Origin of the sequence: Roseibium sediminicola, assembly GCF_023156505.1 — a bacterium.
Taxonomy (GTDB): Bacteria; Pseudomonadota; Alphaproteobacteria; order Rhizobiales; family Stappiaceae; genus Roseibium; species Roseibium sediminicola.
On sequence record NZ_JALNMJ010000008.1, the window covers coordinates 210,860 to 228,810 of the forward strand.

General features: G+C 61.6%; 15 protein-coding genes. 8 read left to right on the plus strand and 7 right to left on the minus strand.

The window, feature by feature from the left end; genetic code table 11:
- Window positions 1-78: 78 nt before the first annotated feature.
- Window positions 79-825, plus strand: coding sequence for a hypothetical protein (locus M0H32_RS13740; RefSeq protein WP_248154868.1), 747 nt, complete (start codon window positions 79-81; stop codon window positions 823-825).
- A 1-nt stretch (window position 826) separates the two neighbouring features.
- Here M0H32_RS13740 and M0H32_RS13745 read toward each other — a convergent pair whose 3' ends face one another.
- Window positions 827-3,271: a Tex family protein gene (locus tag M0H32_RS13745; RefSeq protein ID WP_248154870.1), complete on the minus strand. Its 2,445-nt coding sequence runs from the start codon at window positions 3,269-3,271 to the stop codon at window positions 827-829.
- Window positions 3,272-3,687: 416 nt separating this feature from the next.
- On the opposite strand from M0H32_RS13745, the gene M0H32_RS13750 reads away from it, so the two are divergent.
- Window positions 3,688-4,338 carry a TetR/AcrR family transcriptional regulator gene (locus M0H32_RS13750; protein WP_248154872.1) on the plus strand — a complete coding sequence of 217 codons (651 nt, stop codon included), beginning with the start codon at window positions 3,688-3,690 and terminating at the stop codon, window positions 4,336-4,338.
- Here M0H32_RS13750 and M0H32_RS13755 read toward each other — a convergent pair.
- Window positions 4,322-5,443, minus strand: a complete 1,122-nt coding sequence (locus M0H32_RS13755; RefSeq protein ID WP_248154874.1) for an ATP-dependent DNA helicase — start codon at window positions 5,441-5,443, stop codon at window positions 4,322-4,324. The two genes, M0H32_RS13750 and M0H32_RS13755, sit on opposite strands and share 17 nt — an antisense overlap.
- 350 nt (window positions 5,444-5,793) lie before the next feature.
- Between M0H32_RS13755 and M0H32_RS13760 the strand changes: the two genes are divergently transcribed.
- A complete protein-coding gene (locus tag M0H32_RS13760; protein WP_248154876.1) occupies window positions 5,794-6,729 on the plus strand; it encodes a fatty acid desaturase in 936 nt (311 codons plus the stop codon).
- A complete protein-coding gene (locus tag M0H32_RS13765; RefSeq protein WP_248154878.1) occupies window positions 6,726-7,553 on the plus strand; it encodes a phosphate/phosphite/phosphonate ABC transporter substrate-binding protein in 828 nt (275 codons plus the stop codon). Before M0H32_RS13760 ends, M0H32_RS13765 begins: the two co-directional genes overlap by 4 nt.
- A gap of 29 nt (window positions 7,554-7,582) precedes the next feature.
- Here the strand turns inward: M0H32_RS13765 and M0H32_RS29490 are convergent, their stop codons facing one another.
- Window positions 7,583-7,717, minus strand: a complete 135-nt coding sequence (locus M0H32_RS29490; RefSeq protein WP_282449360.1) for a hypothetical protein — start codon at window positions 7,715-7,717, stop codon at window positions 7,583-7,585.
- A gap of 163 nt (window positions 7,718-7,880) precedes the next feature.
- On the opposite strand from M0H32_RS29490, the gene M0H32_RS13770 reads away from it, so the two are divergent.
- Window positions 7,881-8,783 (plus strand): LysR family transcriptional regulator, encoded by a 903-nt coding sequence (locus tag M0H32_RS13770; protein ID WP_248154880.1) that lies wholly within the window; start codon window positions 7,881-7,883, stop codon window positions 8,781-8,783.
- 9 nt (window positions 8,784-8,792) lie between these two features.
- Here M0H32_RS13770 and M0H32_RS13775 read toward each other — a convergent pair whose 3' ends face one another.
- On the minus strand, window positions 8,793-9,674 hold the full coding sequence (locus M0H32_RS13775; protein ID WP_248154882.1) for a LysR family transcriptional regulator: 882 nt from the start codon (window positions 9,672-9,674) through the stop codon (window positions 8,793-8,795).
- A 147-nt stretch (window positions 9,675-9,821) separates the two neighbouring features.
- Here M0H32_RS13775 and M0H32_RS13780 point away from each other — a divergent pair, with 147 nt between their 5' ends.
- From M0H32_RS13780 to M0H32_RS13790, 3 genes are all read left to right on the plus strand, one after another.
- Window positions 9,822-10,853 carry a haloalkane dehalogenase gene (locus M0H32_RS13780; protein ID WP_248154884.1) on the plus strand — a complete coding sequence of 344 codons (1,032 nt, stop codon included), beginning with the start codon at window positions 9,822-9,824 and terminating at the stop codon, window positions 10,851-10,853.
- Window positions 10,854-10,878: 25 nt separating this feature from the next.
- Window positions 10,879-11,355: an SRPBCC family protein gene (locus M0H32_RS13785; RefSeq protein ID WP_248154886.1), complete on the plus strand. Its 477-nt coding sequence runs from the start codon at window positions 10,879-10,881 to the stop codon at window positions 11,353-11,355.
- Window positions 11,356-11,537: 182 nt separating this feature from the next.
- Window positions 11,538-11,843 carry a hypothetical protein gene (locus M0H32_RS13790; RefSeq protein ID WP_248154888.1) on the plus strand — a complete coding sequence of 102 codons (306 nt, stop codon included), beginning with the start codon at window positions 11,538-11,540 and terminating at the stop codon, window positions 11,841-11,843.
- Between the two features lie 204 nt (window positions 11,844-12,047).
- On the opposite strand, the gene M0H32_RS13795 is transcribed toward M0H32_RS13790, so the two are convergent.
- The 3 genes from M0H32_RS13795 to M0H32_RS13805 all read right to left on the minus strand — a co-directional run bounded on the left by M0H32_RS13795 (window position 12,048) and on the right by M0H32_RS13805 (window position 17,857).
- Window positions 12,048-13,469, minus strand: a complete 1,422-nt coding sequence (locus M0H32_RS13795; protein ID WP_248154890.1) for a M24 family metallopeptidase — start codon at window positions 13,467-13,469, stop codon at window positions 12,048-12,050.
- Window positions 13,470-13,781: 312 nt separating this feature from the next.
- The gene (locus M0H32_RS13800) at window positions 13,782-16,217 is read right to left on the minus strand and encodes a GcvT family protein (protein WP_248154892.1); all 2,436 of its coding nucleotides are present in this window, start codon (window positions 16,215-16,217) and stop codon (window positions 13,782-13,784) included.
- Window positions 16,218-16,279: 62 nt separating this feature from the next.
- Window positions 16,280-17,857, minus strand: a complete 1,578-nt coding sequence (locus tag M0H32_RS13805; RefSeq protein ID WP_248154894.1) for a trimethylamine methyltransferase family protein — start codon at window positions 17,855-17,857, stop codon at window positions 16,280-16,282.
- Window positions 17,858-17,951 lie beyond the last annotated feature (94 nt).

Consider the following 17,951-nt stretch of genomic DNA (forward strand, 5'->3'; position numbering starts at 1 on the left):
GGGGCGCCGCCCTTGCCGCTGGAGTTGCAATCATCCGAAATTTGCGGCAAACAACTGGTAAAAATATCAGTAGGTTGAATGGATCTCGTGGATCAAAACAGAAATCTGTTTTCTCAAAGCTTCAAAACTCTGAATGAACTGCGTTTACTCACTTTTGCCTATTTCGGGTTGAATTGCGCGGTTTCAATTGTAGAGACGTGGTTTCCAGATAACTTGGCGACTTTATTGCTTTACGCGCCATTTGGAGCAATTTTCAGTTTTTTCTTCTTTTGCTCAGTTCTGGGGGTGGCTCAAGGCGAAATAAATTTGAGGATGTTTGTGCGCTTTGCATTGCGTTACGTCCTGCTCGGATTTGGTATCGTGCTAGTCGGCATCTATCTCGTGACGGAGACTTACGGCTCGCTTTCTGCGGAAGCACAAGATCAGGGAATTTGGCTGTCCACTTTTCTCCTGTCCGCTCTTTTGGTGATTCTCATCCCAAGCTATTTTTTTGGAACAGTGTTGCCTGCGCAGATTGTTGGCAAACAAAGGCAGATTTGGGCAGGACTGTGCAACACGGTACGCCAAAGCGGTTACATGCTGCCGCGATTTCTTGGATATTTCGTGCCTTTCATGATTGCCGAAGGCATTCTTGGCGCAACGATGCTGCAGCCGGTGACACCGGCTGGCAGCATCGACACCTTCAGTTTCTTGCTCGTGATCGTTTCGAATGCACTCGGCATTATCGGGGAAGCGGTTCTCTATGTGATTTTCGCGAGAGCCTACCTGAAAGACCTGCGCGAACGCGGAGAGATCCCGGTCGTCGACACGGAAGTCTTCGCCTAAATCACTTGCGCTTCTTGTTCATTGCCGCTGCCAGCGCCGCCGCCATGGCGTTGTTGCCGCCGTCGCCACCTGAGCTTTTGGGGGCGCCGCCCTTGCCACCGCGCGGGGGATTGCCGCCGGGGCCACGTCCGCCCGGCCCCTTGCCACCCGGACCGCGACCGCCTGGACCACCGCGATCCTGCTGCTGGCCACGCTCCCTTTGACCCTGGTAATCGGCCTGGGATTTCATGGTCATGGAAATGCGCTTGCGCGCGACGTCCACCTCCAGGATGGTCACCTTGACGATGTCGCCGGCCTTGACGACCTTGTGCGGATCGTCGACGAACCGGTCGGCGAGCTGCGAGACATGCACCAGGCCGTCCTGGTGCACGCCGACATCGACGAAGGCACCGAAATTGGTGACGTTGGTGACCGTGCCTTCCAGCTTCATGCCGGGTTTCAGGTCCTTGATCTCCTCAACGCCGTCCTGAAGCGCCGCGGTCTTGAATTCCGGGCGCGGGTCGCGGCCGGGTTTTTCCAGTTCGGCAAGAATGTCCTTCACGGTTGGCAGGCCGAATTTCTCGTCGGTGAACTCACCCGGCTCCAGGCCTTTCAGCAGGGAGGCATCGCCCATGATCTGGCGCAGGTCGCGGCCGCAGGCCTTCACGATGCGCTTGGCCAGCGGATAGGCTTCCGGGTGCACGGAGGAGGTGTCGAGAGGCTCCTTGCCGCCGGTGATGCGCAGGAAGCCGGCACAGAGTTCAAACGCCTTGGCGCCGAGACGCGGCACTTCCTTCAGCTGCGAGCGGCTGTCGAAGCGGCCGATGGCCTCGCGGTGTTCCACGACGGCCTTGGCAAGACTGTCCGACAGGCCGGAGATTCGCGACAAGAGCGCCGGCGAGGCGGTGTTGAGATCGACGCCGACCGCGTTCACGGCGTCTTCGACCACGGCATCGAGCGCACGGGCAAGCTTGCTCTGGTTGACGTCATGCTGGTACTGGCCGACGCCGATGGATTTCGGCTCGATCTTGACCAGTTCCGCCAGAGGATCCTGCAGGCGGCGGGCGATGGAGGCGGCCCCGCGCAGGGAGACATCGACATCCGGCATTTCCTTCGCGGCCAGCTCGGACGCTGAATAAACGGAGGCGCCGGCCTCGTTGACGATCACCTTGACCGGACGCTGCCCAGCCGGGATGTCGGTGAGGACGTCGCCGGCGAGCTTGTCGGTCTCGCGGCTGGCCGTGCCGTTGCCGATGGCGATCAGGCCGACCTTGTGCTTGGCGATCAGCGCCAGCAGTGTCGCCCGGGAGCCGGTGACATCGTTGCGCGGCTGGAACGGATAGATGGTGGCGGTGTCCACCAGCTTGCCGGTCTCGTCGACCACGGCGACCTTGACGCCGGTGCGGATGCCCGGATCGAGGCCGAGCGTCGCGCGGGCCCCGGCCGGCGCCGCGAGCAGGAGATCCTTGAGATTGCGGGCAAAAACCTGGATGGCCTCTTCCTCGGCCTTGTCGCGCAACACGCCCATCAGGTCGAGTTCCAGATGCAGCGCCAGCTTGACCTTCCAGGCAAAGCGGGCGACGTCCATCAGCCATTTGTCCGCCGGCCGGCCGCGGTCGGCAAGGCCATAGGTATCTGCGACCATCTTCACGGCGGGCATAACCGGCGAGACATCGTCGGCATCGACGGTGAGGTCGACTGAGAGAATGCCTTCGTTGCGGCCCCGGAAAAGAGCAAGCGCCCGGTGGCTCGGGATCTTCGACCATTGTTCGGAATAGTCGAAATAGTCTGCGAATTTAGCGCCTTTTTCGGCCATGCCGTCGATAAGTTTCGACTGGACAACACCGCGTTCCTCGACATGGCGGCGCAAGCGGCCGACGAGTTCAGCATTTTCGGCAAAGCGTTCCATCAGAATCTGGCGGGCTCCGTCGAGTGCCGCCTTGGTGTCGGCAATGCCCTTGCCGTCATCGACATAGGCGGCTGCTTCCGTTTCCGGGTCTTTTGACGGGTCGGCGAGCAGCAGGTCCGCAAGCGGTTCCAGGCCGGCTTCGCGGGCGATCTGGGCCTTGGTACGGCGTTTCTTCTTGTAAGGAAGGTAGATGTCCTCGAGCTGGGACTTGGTCTCCGCCGCCTGGATGCTTTTTGTCAGGCCGTCGGTGAGTTTGCCCTGTTCCTCGATCGACTTTGTGATGGCGGTGCGCCGGTCTTCCAGTTCGCGCAGATAGATCAGCCGCTCTTCCAGCTTGCGCAGCTGACTGTCGTCCAGGCCACCGGTCGCTTCCTTGCGGTAGCGGGCGATGAAAGGCACGGTCGAGCCTTCGTCGAGCATCTGCACGGTGGTGTTGACCTGCCCGGCCTTGCAGCCGATTTCATCGGCGATCCGATGCGCGATGCGCAGCGCCGTTTCCGCGCTCAACGCGGCTTTCTGGGTCGAGGAGGTCAGGTCGGAGGTGGAGACGCTTGCCATACGCAGGTGCTTTCAATGGTGACTTCTGAGCCGCAGACGATAATCCCCCTCAATCGGGCGGAAAAGAGATCGTATGCGTCCTTCCACTGGCATTTGATCGCGGATGTTGCAGTCAGCTGCCGGCAGGAACCTTGCGAAGAGACCAATCTAGAGTCCTGACCCTAAAACCTTTACGCGGAAATCTTTCCAATCAGATCGGGTTGATATACACTTCAAAGTTGAAAGAGGGCGAGTTTGTGAACGATGTGCAACAAATTACGTATTTCGCGTTCAGATGAAATCGCTATTGTTTTGATGTATGGTGCCTGAGTGGGAAGCTGGCACACAAGATAAAGTCGCTGCGGGTACGCTCAGGCACGGGTTATTCAATCACCTTCTGGTCTTGGGCATACGGTTTGTTGAAGGAGGACAGACCGATGGCACGAGGTCGGCCGAGAAAAGTTAATACCAAAGACGCGCTGCAGTCGGTTATGGTCGCCTTCTGGCAGAACGGCTATTCGGGCACCTCGATGAGCGACCTCGCGGAAGTGTCCGGCATGGCCAAGCCCGGCCTTTACGCCGCCTTTGGCGATAAGGAAGCCCTCTTTGAAAAAGCGCTTCTGCATTATTTCGAAACCTATGGCGGGCCGGTTTTCGCCCGGCTCAAGGAAGCCAGAAAATCCGTTGTCGAGGATTTCCGGGATTTTCTGGGCGCGATTGCCGATCTGACCCTCGATCAGAACACGCCGGCAGGATGTTTCCTGGTCAATGCGCTGGTGGACTGCACCTATGGCCCGGAGCGCCATCGGGAAGTCGTGCACGGTCTCAAGGACTCCCGCTACGCGGCCATCCGTGAGCGCCTGCGGAAGGCTGCCGATGCGGGTGAATTGCGCGACGACGCGGATATCGACCGGGTGGCGACCTTTCTCGATGGCCAGTTCTCGGCCATTGCCCTGCTCGGGCGTGGCGGCTGCAGCGAGAGAGACCTGAAAACCTTCGTGGAAACGGGGCTGCAGGCGTTGCCTCTGCGCGACGAGCTGACGGGGTTTTCTGAGCCTGAGCGCAACGCGCCTATCTTACGACAGTGATCCGCTCGGCGGCCCTTGTGACCGCAGTATAAAGCCAGCGGCTCTTGTGCTCTCGGAAGGCCCAGCTCTCGTCGAACAGCACCACATTGTCCCATTGCGAGCCCTGCGCCTTGTGCACGGTCAGCGCGTAGCCGTAGTCGAATTCATCGGCCTTGCGGCGGATGGCATAGGGAATGGCCTCCGCGCCGTCCTCGAACATGGCAGGCAGCACCCGGACCTTGACGGCGGTGCGGGACAGTTCGTCCTCTGAGACAACATCGAAGCGCAGCGTGTTGCCGCGCGGTGGCCGCAGGCGTTTGACCGTCCACAATCCGCCATTGAGCAGACCCTTGGTCTTGTCGTTGCGCAGGCAGACCAGCTTGTCGCCGACGGCAGGCATCGGCGTGTCGAATTCCTTCAACTCGCGGATGCGGCCATTATAAAGCCGGCGGGTCTTGTTGGTCCCGACCAGAACCTGATCGGCATCGAGGATCTGGTCCTTGTCGATCTCGCGCCGGTGAATGACCTTGCTCTCGCCAAAGGTGCCGTAATCCAGTTGGCCGCCGTCTCGGATGGTCATGGACATGCGCACGATCGGGTTGTCCTGCGCCTGGCGGTGGACTTCGGTCAGCATCACGTCCGGCTCGGCCTCGGTGAAAAAACCGCCGCCCTTGACCGGCGGAAGCTGGGCGGGGTCACCCAGCACCAGCACCGGCGTGCCGAAGGACAGGAGGTCCTTGCCGAGTTCCTCGTCGACCATGGAACATTCGTCAATGACGATCAGGCTGGCGGTCGCCGCGGCACTGTCGCGCTTGATGGCGAATTGCGGACCCGTGTCCTCGTCGTCATCGTCCGTCTCCTCTTCCTCCTTGGCGGAGCGGGGACGGTAGATCAGCGAGTGAATGGTGCCGGCGTCCTCACAGCCCTTCTGGCGCAGGACATGGGCGGCCTTGCCGGTGAAGGCGCCGAAACAGACGTCACCGTCAATGCCCTCGGCCAGATGCCGTGCCAGCGTGGTCTTGCCCGTGCCGGCATAGCCGAACAGGCGGAACACCTGACGGTCGCCGCGCTTCAGCCAGTCGGCGGTTTGCTGCAGGGCGTCATCTTGTTGGGGGGACCAGGCCACGGAAAGGTTCCTTCAAAGAGTGCCCGGGTTGCTTACCCCGTTTTTGCCGATTCGACCAAGGGCGATTAGCGGGTCCTGACGACACGCTTTCCGGGAAGCGGCCGGTCAACGACAATTCAGGGCTTTAACAGGTCCGGTTCGCCGGTCCATCGAAAGGCGGTGCAGCTCCGGAATACCATCTCAAATGTTTATAAAAATCAAAGTTAGTTTTCAAAGTTCAACAATCTGTTGAATTTGATAACTCATGTGGAATTTGTTCCCAAGTCTCAAATTGAACCCGGTTCACCTGCCGGTCATACTCATGCCAGTCCTTCGGTTTGTACCGTATTATCAAATATTTGGAGACCTTCGTGCCACGCGCAATACCTCGCGAATGGCCGACATTGGCCCTCATACTGGCCACGTCGGTAACCTGGATGCTGTTGATCGGCTTTTATTCCGAGCTTGGGCCTTATGTGGTCTTTCCGCTGGCGGCGCTGTCCGTCACGCTGCAATCCTCCCTGCAGCACGAGGTCCTGCACGGTCACCCGACCCGCAGCCCGGCGGTCAACGAAGCCCTGGTCTATTGTTCGCTTGGTCTGTGGATCCCCTATCGCCGCTTCAAGTCGCTGCATCTGCGCCATCACAACAATGACCGTCTGACGGACCCGTACGACGATCCGGAAAGCTTCTATCTGGCCTGGGCCGACTGGCAGGACCTGCCGGCACCGATCCGCTTCGTACTGACACTCAACAACACCCTGCTCGGCCGTCTTATGCTCGGGCCGGCGGTGTCGATGGTCGGCTTCCTGGGCGCTGAATTCCGGATGATGGCGAACGGCGACAGGGTTGTTATGCGTGCCTGGCTGCACCATCTGGCCGGCATCGTTCCGGTGATCGCCTTTATCACTCTTGTTGGCGGCATCCCTCTGTGGCTCTATCTCCTGTGCGTGTCCTATCCGGCCATGAGCATGCTGATGCTGCGCACGTTTGCCGAACATCGCGCACATGAGCAGGCCGAAGCCCGGTCGATCATCGTGGAGTTCTGTCCGATCTTTTCGCTGCTGTTCCTCAACAACAACCTTCACGTGGTGCACCACGCCAATCCGCGCACACCCTGGTACCAGCTGCCCGGCATCTACCGCGCGGCCCGCGCGGACTGGCAGAAGCGCAATGAAGGTTATGTGTTCTCCAGTTATTTTGCCCTGGCGAAGCAGTATCTCTTCAAGGTGAAGGAGCCGGTGGCGCATCCGACCCGGCGCCGGGAAACGGCCGCGCTGCAAACAGCCGGAAAGGCGGTTTCTTGACGGGACGGTCCTATCTGCCGGTCCGTCTGCCGATGTATGACTGGCCGGAAGTTCGTGACGCCACCGCGGACCTGGAGAGCGCGCTGCAAGGCGCGCTTTCCGCCGTTCTGGGGATCGAAGACAAGGCCTTTCGCGAGCGGAGCGAGGAGGCGGAAATCGTCGCAGTCTGGAGCGATCCGGACGTTCTTCTGACCCAGACATGCGGCTATCCCCTGACCCATGCGCTTGCCGGCAAGGTGCGCCTGATCGGTACCCCGCATTACGAAGCGCCGGGCTGCCGGGGTCCCAACTACTGCAGCCAGCTGGTTGTCCGCCGCAACAGTTCCTATCGGGCGCTGGCGGATCTGCGCGGCCGGCGGGCGGCCTTCAACAGTTCCGACAGCCAGTCCGGCATGAACACGTTCCGTCACGCGATTGCGCGGCTCGGCAGGGGCACGGTGTTCTTCTCGGATGTGATCGAGAGCGGCGGTCATCTGAATTCGATGAAGATGGTCGCGGCCGGCGATGCGGAGATCGCCTCGATCGACGCCGTGAGCTGGGGTCTGGCTTGCCGGGAATGTCCCGACCTGGCCGCAGATCTCAGGTCAATCGGTGAAACGGCGTCCGCGCCCGGGCTGCCGCTGATCACGTCGCTGCGGTTTTCGGACGCGGAAGTGGCGCGGATCGGCGAGACGGTGGCGCAGGTTTTTGCTGCGCCGGAAACGGCAAAAAGCCGCGAACGCCTGGGCATTCGCGGCTTTTCGAAACTTGACGTCAGCGCCTATGACGGCATCCTTGCCATGGAGCGGCAGGCGGCCGAGATGGGCTATCCGGCTCTCGCCTAACGGCCTAAAGCACCTCTCGAAAGGCTTTGTTAGCGGCCGGTCTTGCGGGCCTTGGCGGTCTCGCGCAGGCGGAGAGCCTGGTTCATGCGGGCCAGTTCTGCTGCCGTGTGGCCGGAAACAACACCCATGAGGTTGGTGCCGAGAGCTTGTGCAAGATAGGTCATGGCGATCCCGATCCTGAATTGTTCGATTGTGAAGAATGAGTGGGCCCTGCTCAAAATCAGGGCCTGTTGCTGCTCATATGGGCGTTTTTTGCGATTCAATCAAACGAATAGTATTCATCTAGTCGTTCAAAAAAATTGAACTGAACTCAAGTCGGGTGATCCCTTGCAGAAACTGCCAGGAGCGGGCATTCCGCTAATCGATCTGGAACTTTACCGCACCTTCGTTGTGATCGCGGAAACGTCCAGTTTTTCAAAGGCTTCGGAGCTGATCGGCCGGACGCCGTCAGCCGTCTCCATGCAGATCAAGAAACTGGAAACCATTCTGGGGGTTTCCGTGTTTGCGCGCGAAGGGCGCAGCGTGCGGCTGACGCCGGAGGGCGAAGCCTTGCTGGGGTACGCCAGGCGCATCCTGATGCTGAACGAGGAAGCCGTCGGCCTGTTCCTTTACCCCGATGTCGAGGGTGAGGTCCGTTTCGGTGCGCCGTCCGATTTCGGCACGCGCTTTCTGCCCAACATCCTGTCCCGCTTCGCCCGCTCCCATCCGGGCGTGAACGTGGATGTGCATCTGGACGGCAGCCCGATGCTGGACGAGAAGATCCGCAAGGGCGAGCTGGATCTCGCCCTGTTTACGGCCCGGCCCGATACCGGTCTTGCCAAGGGCGGGGAGATCGTCTTCACCGAACCGCTGGTCTGGGTCGGTCTGGAGGGCGGCATTGCCTATGAACGCGACCCGCTGCCTCTGGCGGTGTCGACGCCCGGCTGCCCCTGGCGGCGCGCCGCGCGCATTGCCCTGGACGATGCCCAGAAGCCTTACCGGATTTCCTATACGAGCTTTCACAGCGCCGGCCAGGAAGCTGCCCTGTTGGCGGATCTTGCGGTGGCGCCGTTTCCGGCCAGCGTCGTGGTTTCGCCGATGCAGGTGCTTGACGCGCGTCACGGCCTGCCCGAAATCGGCGACTATCACATCGTCATGCGCGAAAGCGGCAAGGCCGGCAAGGCGACCCATGCCTTTGCCGAACATGTCGAGGAATTCTTCAAGGAACTGGGCCTCGGCGTGCAGGCCTGACCGTGAGGGTCAGGCCGTAAACAGTGTGCTGTTGCGCTTGAAATAGTCGATTGCGAAATCGGCAAATGCCCGCACGCGGGCGACGCGCCTCAGATCACCGTGATAAAGGATCCAGATGTCATACCCGCTCTGAACGGGAACGTCCGGCACACGGACAATGCGCGGGTCTACGTCACCGGCAAAGGCGGGTATCTTGATCAGTCCAAGCCCTTTCGCCGCGGCTTCGATCTGCATGGAAATCTCCGGCAGAACGTGGCGCACGGCAGCCTTCGGGAACGGGCTGACCGCCACCCAGTCCTGGTGCTCACTCCAGGCGATCCAATGCGCACCCATGCCTTGTGAGCCCAGGAGGTCGGGATGGCGTTTCAGGTAGCCGGGCGACGCGAAGACCGCCTGGACGAATTTCACCAGCTTGCGGCCGTAAACGTCCTCGTCGACCGTCCGGGCAACCCGGAGCGACACGTCCGCTTCCAGGCGGCGCAGATCCGAGATCCGGTTGGTGGCGATCGTATGGACTGAGATTTCCGGATAGGCTTCGGTGAAGCCGCACAGCATGTCGGACAGGAGGCCATGGGAGAGCGCCGGCGGCAGGCTTAGGCGGATCGTGCCGGAGGGTTTGAGATCAAGGCCGAAGAGCTTGCGTGAAATGCTGTTCGCCTGCGCCTCCATTTCTTCCGCCGGCCCGATCAGGCTTTCGCCCGACTGTGTCAGTCGAAGGCCGCTGGTTGTCCGGTCGAAGACCCGGGCGCCGAGATCTGTTTCCAGGGCCGAGATCGCGCGGTGCACGGTGCCATGGTTGACCCCTAGTCTCTCCGCTGCCTTCCGGAAGCTGCCGGTGCGCATGGCCATCAGGAAGATGCGCAGATGGTCCCAGTCCAGGGTCTTTTTCATAGGGCTCACTGTTGCCGGATTCACGCGAATGAAGGTGGATTGATTTCAATCCACCCCTGCCAAGAACAGCGTATTCCCAATTCAAATTCAATCCACCAATTCAGCAAAGGCGGGTGTCCGCCGGCCCAAGAGCGAGATGGATTGAAGATGACAGACCGACCAGACCTGAAGACCAACCGGCGCGGCTTGCTGAAAGGCGTCGTTGCCGGGGCCGCAGCAGCCGCGCTGACCCCGACCGTATCGGCGCTTGCGCAAACGGCTGCTTCCGACACCGGGACCAATGCGCCCTACGGCGTGCCGATTTCCGCGGAGTTTCCGTTTGCCAAGAAAGAGGCGGCGGTGCGCGGGTCAACGATCAGCTATGTCGACGAGGGGGCGGGAGTGCCGGTCGTTTATCTGCACGGCAATCCGACGTCGTCCTACCTCTGGCGCAACGTGCTGCCGCATCTGCCTGTGGGTTATCGTGCCATCGCTCCGGATCTGATCGGAATGGGTGACAGCGGCAAGCCTGATATCGACTACAGCTTCGCCGACCACGCCGCCTATCTCGATGCGTTCCTGGATCAGCTGGATCTCAACAACGCGATCCTGGTAGTGCATGACTGGGGCTCCGCGCTCGGCATGCGCTATGCGCGCCTCAATCCGGACCGGATTGCCGGTCTCGTCTTCATGGAGGCCATCGTGCCGCCGGCGATGCCAGCGCCGTCCTATGAAGCCATGCCGGAACCGATCGCGGATTTCTTCCGGCTGATGCACACCGATGAAGGCGCGGAGCTGGTGCTGGAAAAGAACTTCTTCGTCGAAAACGTGCTGCCCAATCTGGGTGTCATGCGCAACATGACGGAAGCCGAAATGGACGCCTATCGGCGCCCCTTCCCGACCCCGGCAAGCCGGAAGCCGGTGCTCGCCTGGCCGCGGGAAGTGCCGATCGGCGGCAAGCCGGCCGGTGTGGTCAAAGAGGTCGCCGACAATGGCGCCTGGCTGCTGTCCAGTCCAATCCCGAAGCTGATGTTTTACGGCGAGCCGGGCGCCATCGCGCCGAAGCCGGTTGTCGAGTACCTGAGCGCAAACGTGCCGAACCTGGAAGTCCGGTTTGTCGGCGCCGGCACACATTTCCTGCAAGAGGAACATCCGCATGTCATCGGCCAGGGCATTGCCGACTGGCTGCGCCGTCTTTGAGGTTTTTCAGGAGGAGGAAGTCATCATGGCTGAACTGGTCGTGTCCAGAACCGTCAACGCCCCGCTTGCCGAGCTTTGGCGGAGCTGGGATCAATTCGACGAAATCTACCGGTTCAATCCGGTGATCCATCAGTCGCCGCTCTTGTCGAAAAGCGCTGCCTCAGGTCTTGGTGCCGAGCGGATCTGCAGGCATGTCGACGGCAAGACCTATCTGAAGGAACGGATCATCGGCTATAGGCCCGAGGAACACATGGTGGTCGATATTTTCGAAGCCAATGTTCCGCTCAAGCAGGCGCGGGTGACGCTCGATTTCGAGGCCCTGTCGGCGACCGAAAGCCGCGTGACCATGCGCTTTGAGTTCACGCCCAAATTCGGGCCGCTCGGCCGGCTGATGGTGCCGTTGATGAAAATGCAATTCCGGGAGAACCTGGCGGGGCTGCTCGCCGCGAATGCGGACTTCGTCGAAAAGGGTGTGGAGATCCATCCCAAACTGGCAGCCTGAAGTCTCTTTGCACCGAACAAGATGCGCGCCGGCTGTCGAGCCGGCGCGCATCGCGGGACGAAGCCTGTGACGCGTTAACCATAACTTTGCTTTCAGGGGATGCCGGTCACGCGGTGGCTGGCGCAAAAGTTAACGAGCGGTTACGATTCATGGTAAATGAAGTCTTAACAGGAAGACGGACCATGAAAACGATCTGCGCATCCCTGCTGGCGGCTGCCGGTCTGAGCCTTGTGCTCGGAGCTGCTGCACAGGCCGAAAGCGGCACCACCCGCATCGTCCATGACGAGCCCTATGGCGCCATCGTCACCAAGGAAGCCGGCGTGCTGGTGTTCCGCGGCCTGCCGCCGACCCGCAAGGTGATCGTCAATCCGGACGGCAAGACCCCGCTGGAGCTGAAACAGACCGAGGTCACCGAGACCAACGTGGTCATCCTCAGCCAGGGCGACTACGCCCGCCAGCTCGGCGCGAAGATCATCCGGCTGAAATAGGCCCAAAAAGCTGACGCAGACAGGCCCAAGCCTTTCCACCGTCATCCCGGCCAAGCGCAGCGCGAGCCGGGACCGGGGAGGCACCGACACCGCGCGAAATCCCGACCACTTCGTGATTGCCGGGCTTGACCCGGCAATCCATGCCGTTTCGGTCGCCCCACGCAATGCCTTTCGCGGGGCAAGGCAACGGCATGGATGCCATGGTCAAGCCATGGCAGGACGAGGAAGCTTGGTAGGACGCTCGCCTCTTTGCACCACTCCGCCCATCAGCCGCGCATCCCAGGGATAGGTGCTCAGCCGCTCGTAGCCTGACTCGGTGATCAGCAGCTGTTCCTCCAGCTTGACGCCCTCGTGGCCGCCGTGTCGGCCGACATAGCTTTCCACACAGACCACCATGCCCGGTTCCAGCAGGCCGTCATAGCCGCCGGCGTCCCAGTCGGCCGGGTAGGGCACAGCCGGGTATTCGTCGCACAGGCCAACGCCGTGGAAGAGCACGGAATAGCGGTTGGCGAGATACTCATCCGGCAAGCTGGTGGCATCGTGTGACAGTTCCCGGAAGGTTCTGCCGGGTGCCAGCATGCCGATATTGGCCTCGATCTGGTCGACCGCCATCTGGTAGAGCACGCGCTGTTCGTTGGTTGGCACGCCGTCGCCGCAGAGCCAGGTGCGGGAAATGTCGCAGCACATGCCGTAGGGCCCGACCAGGTCGGTGTCGAACGCCACCAGCTCGCCTTTCTGGATCTCCCGGGCGGAGGCCTCCTGGAACCAGGGATTGGTGCGCGGACCGGATGACAGCAGATGGGTCTCGATCCATTCGCCGCCGCGGCGGATGTTGCCGGCATGAAGAAGCGCCCAGAGATCCCATTCGGTCATGCCGGGGCGAAGCGCGGCTTCCATCTCGTGCATGGCGGCTTCGCAGGACGCGATCGAGCGGCGCATGGCCTTGATCTCGTCCGGACATTTGATCGCCCTGGCCAGTTCCATCACCTCTTCGCCGTCATGGATCGAGATGCCATGGCCTTCCAGTGCCGCGACGCCTTCGCGGCGGGCCTTGTCGAGGGCGATGCGGTGATTGCCGCCGCCGTATTGCTTCACGAGGTCGGCGAGCTCGTCGGCCCATTTTTGCGCAAGTTCCTGTGAGCGCGGGCCGGCCTCGAAATAGAACCAGGGCACGCCATGGCGGATCTCGTCGACCAGAAAATTATGCGCGGCGAGGTGCTCGCAATTGTGGAAGTCGAAGGCGACCACAGGACCGTCCAAAGCCACGAATGTGTAGCGCACGGCATTGTGGGTCGACCAGATCTGCATGTTGGTGGCGTCGGTCGCGTAGCGCACATTCAGCGGATCGCACAGGATCGCGGCCGACAGACCGCGCTGGTCGAGCTGGCTGCGGATGCGCTGCAGACGATAGGCGCGGATGGTGTCAAGGTCGGGCGCGCCGAGGCCGAGCGCCGCCCATTCCGCCTCGGCCAGTTCGCCATAGCCCAGCACATGCCGGTTGAGCACCGTTGCCTTTTCCATCGCATAGGCGGCGAGGGTTTCGTAATCGGCAAGATCTCCGGGATGCGCGGGCAGAACCGCGGGCATGATCTTGCGCCGGTGGCGGCCAAAATGTTCCGTATTCATGACTGCCCACACTCCTCCCTTGTGGTGCCGCTTCTTGAGAGTCTGGCCCACAAATGAAGCTGAAATGGTTTGAGGCGACTTGGTCTTCATCTAGGAGCGAAAGCGCAGGAAATGTGGTTCATTTTCAAGCCTTTCGCGACGCAGAGGAATACCAAGTCGGTCAAATCCGAAGGACATGAAAATGGCCTCACCCCGTGTCGTCAGCGCGCTTGACCGGGCAATAAGCCCGCTCCGCGCACCCTTCCTATCGGTGTTTCGCCATTTCTCATGCCATTTCGACTTCATTTTTGGGCCAGACTCTCAGGACGGTTGTTACATGCGCATGCGTTCCGCTTTCGGATCGAACAGCGGTTCCGGATTGATGGTTGCCTTGCGGCGTTCGCCGAGAATTTCGATCTCGAAGGCGCCGTCGCCGAGATCCCTGGCAAGCTCAGCCGGCACATAACCCTGGGCGAGCGAGGTGTTGACGTGATGGCCGAAACCGCCGGAGGTGATCCAGCCGATCACCTTGCCGCCATGCCAGATCGGTTCGTCGCCCATGACGTCGGCGTCGCCGGCATCGACCATGAAACTGACGCGCAGCCGTTTCGGGCCTTCGTCGAATTCCTTCTGGGCGGCGTCCTTGCCGATGAAGCTTTCCTTCGACAATTTCACGAAGCGGCCGAGATCGGCTTCATACGGGCCGTAAATCGGCCGGAACTCGCGGAACCAGGTGCCGAAATTCTTTTCAAGGCGCAGGCAGAGCAGCGCGCGCATGCCGAAATTGACGATGCCGTACTCTTCGCCCGCCTTCATCAGTGCGTCATAGACCTGGCGCTGGTATTCCGGCGCCATCCAGAGCTCGTAGCCGAGGTCGCCGGTATAGGTGATCCGGTTGACCTTGCAGGGGGCGTTGGCGACGTCCATCTCGCGGAAATCCATGAACCGGAAGGCTTCATTCGAAACGTCCTCGCCGGTGATCTTGTCCAGTACCTTGCGGGCATTCGGGCCGGCAATCGACAGGCCCACCCAGCCGAGATTAATCGCGCGCAGCGTCACAGAGCCGTCTTGTGGCAGATGTTTCTCGAACCAGCGCATGTGATAGATCTCGGCCTGGGACGAGCCCCACATGTAGAACTTTTGTTCGCCGGTGCGGGCGATGGTGAAGTCGCCGATCAACTTACCGTTCTCGTTCAGCATCGGGGTCAGGATGATGCGGCCGATCTTTGGCATGGTGTTGGTCATCAGGTGAGACAGGAACTGCTCGGCGCCTGGACCTGTGATTTCGTATTTGGCGAAGTTGGCGGTCTCCGTCACACCGACGCTGTCGCGCACGGCCCGGCATTCAGCGCCGACATGCTCGAAATCGTTGGAGCGATGGAAGGAAATGACGTCCTTGGCCTCGACGCCTTCAGGCGCGAACCAGAGCGGGGTTTCCAGCGCCCAGCTGTCGCCCATGACCGCGCCCTGCGCCAGCATGCGGTCATAGAGAGGGGTGGTCTGGTGCGGCCTTGCGGCGGGCAATTCCTCGTTCGGGAAGCGGATGCGGAAGCGGCGGCGGTAGTTTTCCTGCACCTTGGCATTGGTGTAGGCGAGCGTCGCCCAGGTGCCGTAGCGGGCGACGTCCATGCCCCAGATGTCGTAGCCCGGATCGCCGTTGATCATCCAGTTGGCGAGCGTCAGGCCGACACCGCCGCCCTGGCTGAAGCCGGCCATGACACCGCAGGCGACCCAGTAGTTCTGCAGGCCGCGCACCGGGCCGACCAGCGGGTTGCCGTCGGGCGCGAAGGTGAAGGGGCCGTTGATGATCTGCTTGATGCCGGCATTCTGCAGGGCCGGGAAATGCTCGAAGCCGACTTCCAGCTCCGGCGCGATCCGGTCGAGATCCGGCGCCAGCAGCTCGTGGCCGAAATCCCAGGGGGTCTGGCGCGGGCTCCAGGGACGGCAGTTCTGCTCATAGGTGCCGAGCAGCATGCCCTTGCCTTCCTGGCGGGTGTAGATCTCGCCGCCGAAATCGAGAATGCCGATCAGTTCCTTGCCGGTCGCCTCGTTGTGGGCAACGACTTCCGGCATTTCGTCTGTCAGGAGATACATGTGCTCCATGGCAAGCACAGGCAGTTCGATGCCGACCATGCGGCCGCATTCGCGGGCCCACAGACCGCCGGCATTGACGACATGCTCGGCACGGATCGTGCCCTTGTTGGTGATCACGTCCCAGGTGCCGTCGGGCGTCTGCACCAGCTCTTCCACCTTGGTGTGCCGGTAGACGGTGGCGCCGTTGACACGGGCGGCCTTGGCATAGGCGTGGGTGGTGCCGGACGGGTCGAGATGGCCCTCAATCGGATCCCAGAGCGCGCCGATGAAGTGTTTCTCGTCGAGCATCGGGAACATCTTTTTGGCTTCCGCCACAGAGATCAGCTCCAGGTCCATGCCGAGATAACGGCCCTTGGCCTGGGCCAGGCGCAGGAAGTCCATGCGTTCGGGCGTATCGGCCAGCATGACGCCGCCGGTCAGGTGCAGGCTGCAGGACTGGCCGGAAATCTCTTCCAGTTCCTTGTAGAGATCGACGGTGTAGCTCTGCAGCTGGGCGACATTCGGATCGCCGTTGAGCGTGTGGAAGCCGCCGGCGGCGTGCCAGGACGAGCCGGAGGTCAGTTCGTCCCGTTCCACCAGGGTGACGTCTTTCCAGCCGAGCTTGGTCAGGTGGTAAAGCACGCTGCAGCCGACTACTCCGCCGCCGATGACAACAACCTGGGTGTGGGTTTTCATGAAAATCGCTCCGGAACCGCCCGCTCTCGATTGGCAGGCTTTTCGTGTGTCTGAGGTAAAATTTAGAAATCGGTCGGGGCGCCGCCCTCTGCCTTGCGCCTGTCGACAAAGGCGGAGATCTCCTCGTCGATGGCTGGGTCGAGCGGCGGCTGCTCATAAGCTTCGAGCGCCTTCTTGTAGAGCATGTTGGCCCTGTCATAGGCGGTTGGGCTGCCAGCCTCCGCCCAGGTCTCGTAATTGCGCCAGTCGGAAACGATCGGGGCGTAGAACGCGTCCTTGTAGCGGGCCTGGGTGTGCTCGGTGCCGAAGAAGTGTCCGGCCGGTCCAACTTCGCGGATGGCGTCGACGGCAAGGGCTTCCTCGGAGACATCGAGCGGGGTCAGGTATTCGGCGATCTTCTGAAGCAGGTCGATGTCGGTGATGAATTTCTCGAAACCGGCGCTGAGGCCGCCTTCCAGCCAGCCGGCGGCATGTTTGATGATGTTGGCGCCGCCATTGATGGCGCCCCATTCCGACAGGGTGGTCTCCAGCGCGGCCTGGTAGTCGACCGTGTTGGCGGCGCAGACCCCGGACGAGCGGTAGGGCAGGTGGTAGCGCCGCGCGAGTTGGCCGCCGACCAGGGCGGCCTTCATGTATTCCGGCGTTCCGAAGGCAGGTGCGCCTGAGCGCATGTCGACATTGGACGTAAAGCCGCCATAGACCACCGGCGCGCCGGGCCTGACGATCTGCGCGAAGGCGATGCCGGCGAGCGCCTCGGCGTTCTGCAGCGTCAGCGCGCCGGCTATCGTCACCGGCGCCATGGCGCCCGCCAGCGTGAACGGCGTGACGATGGAGACCTGGCCCGCCTTGGCCATCTCGATCAGGCCCTGCAACATCGGCGTGTCGAGGCGCAGCGGCGAGGACGTGTTGATGACGGTGGCAACGCAGGGCGTGTTGATGAAGTCCTCGTGGCTGAGGCCATAGCCGATCCGGGTGAGCTCCAGGCCGTCGAGGTTGCGTTCCCGGCCCAGCGAATAGATGTGGTAGACCTTGTCGGTCAGGCGGAGAAAGTCGGCAATGCAGTCGAGGTGCCGGACCGATGCATGGATGTCGACCGGCTCGACCGGATAACCCATCACGCCATGAATGATGTTGAAGAACTGGGACAGTTTCAGGAAGTTGCGATAGTCCTGCTGGTTGCCCGGCCTGCGGCCGCCGTCCCGGTCGACCGCATTCGGCGCGCTGGCAACGCTGGCAAAGGAAATGGCGTTGCCGCCGATCTGAAGGTCGTGGGCAGGGTTGCGGGCATGGAGCGTGAATTCGGCCGGGGCCTTGCCAACAAGCTCCTCGACCATGGCCCGGTCCATGCGCACCCGGTCTTCGCCCGGCTTTACATCCGCACCGGCCGCCTTCAGCATCGCCCTGGCTTCTTCGTGCAGGAAATCGATGCCGATCTCTTCCAGCACGCGCATCGACGCGTTGTGGATCGCTTCGAGTTCGTCCGCCGAGACCGCCTCCAACGGAGGAAAGATGTTGCGCGGCTGCTTGAACGGTTTTTGCGGAAAGAGGTCGGGTGTCGCCTTCTCACCGCCCCGGCGGCGCCGGCCACGCCGGGCCGGTTGCGTGTCCTCGGAGGGAGCCATGTCGATCTCGTCGGTCATTCTGTCCGCCATAAAGGTATGAGGTGGGTGCCTGAGCGTCCGGTCGGACCTGTGCCGTTCGCGCTCCGCGCCATTGGAAATCACGTTAGCGGAG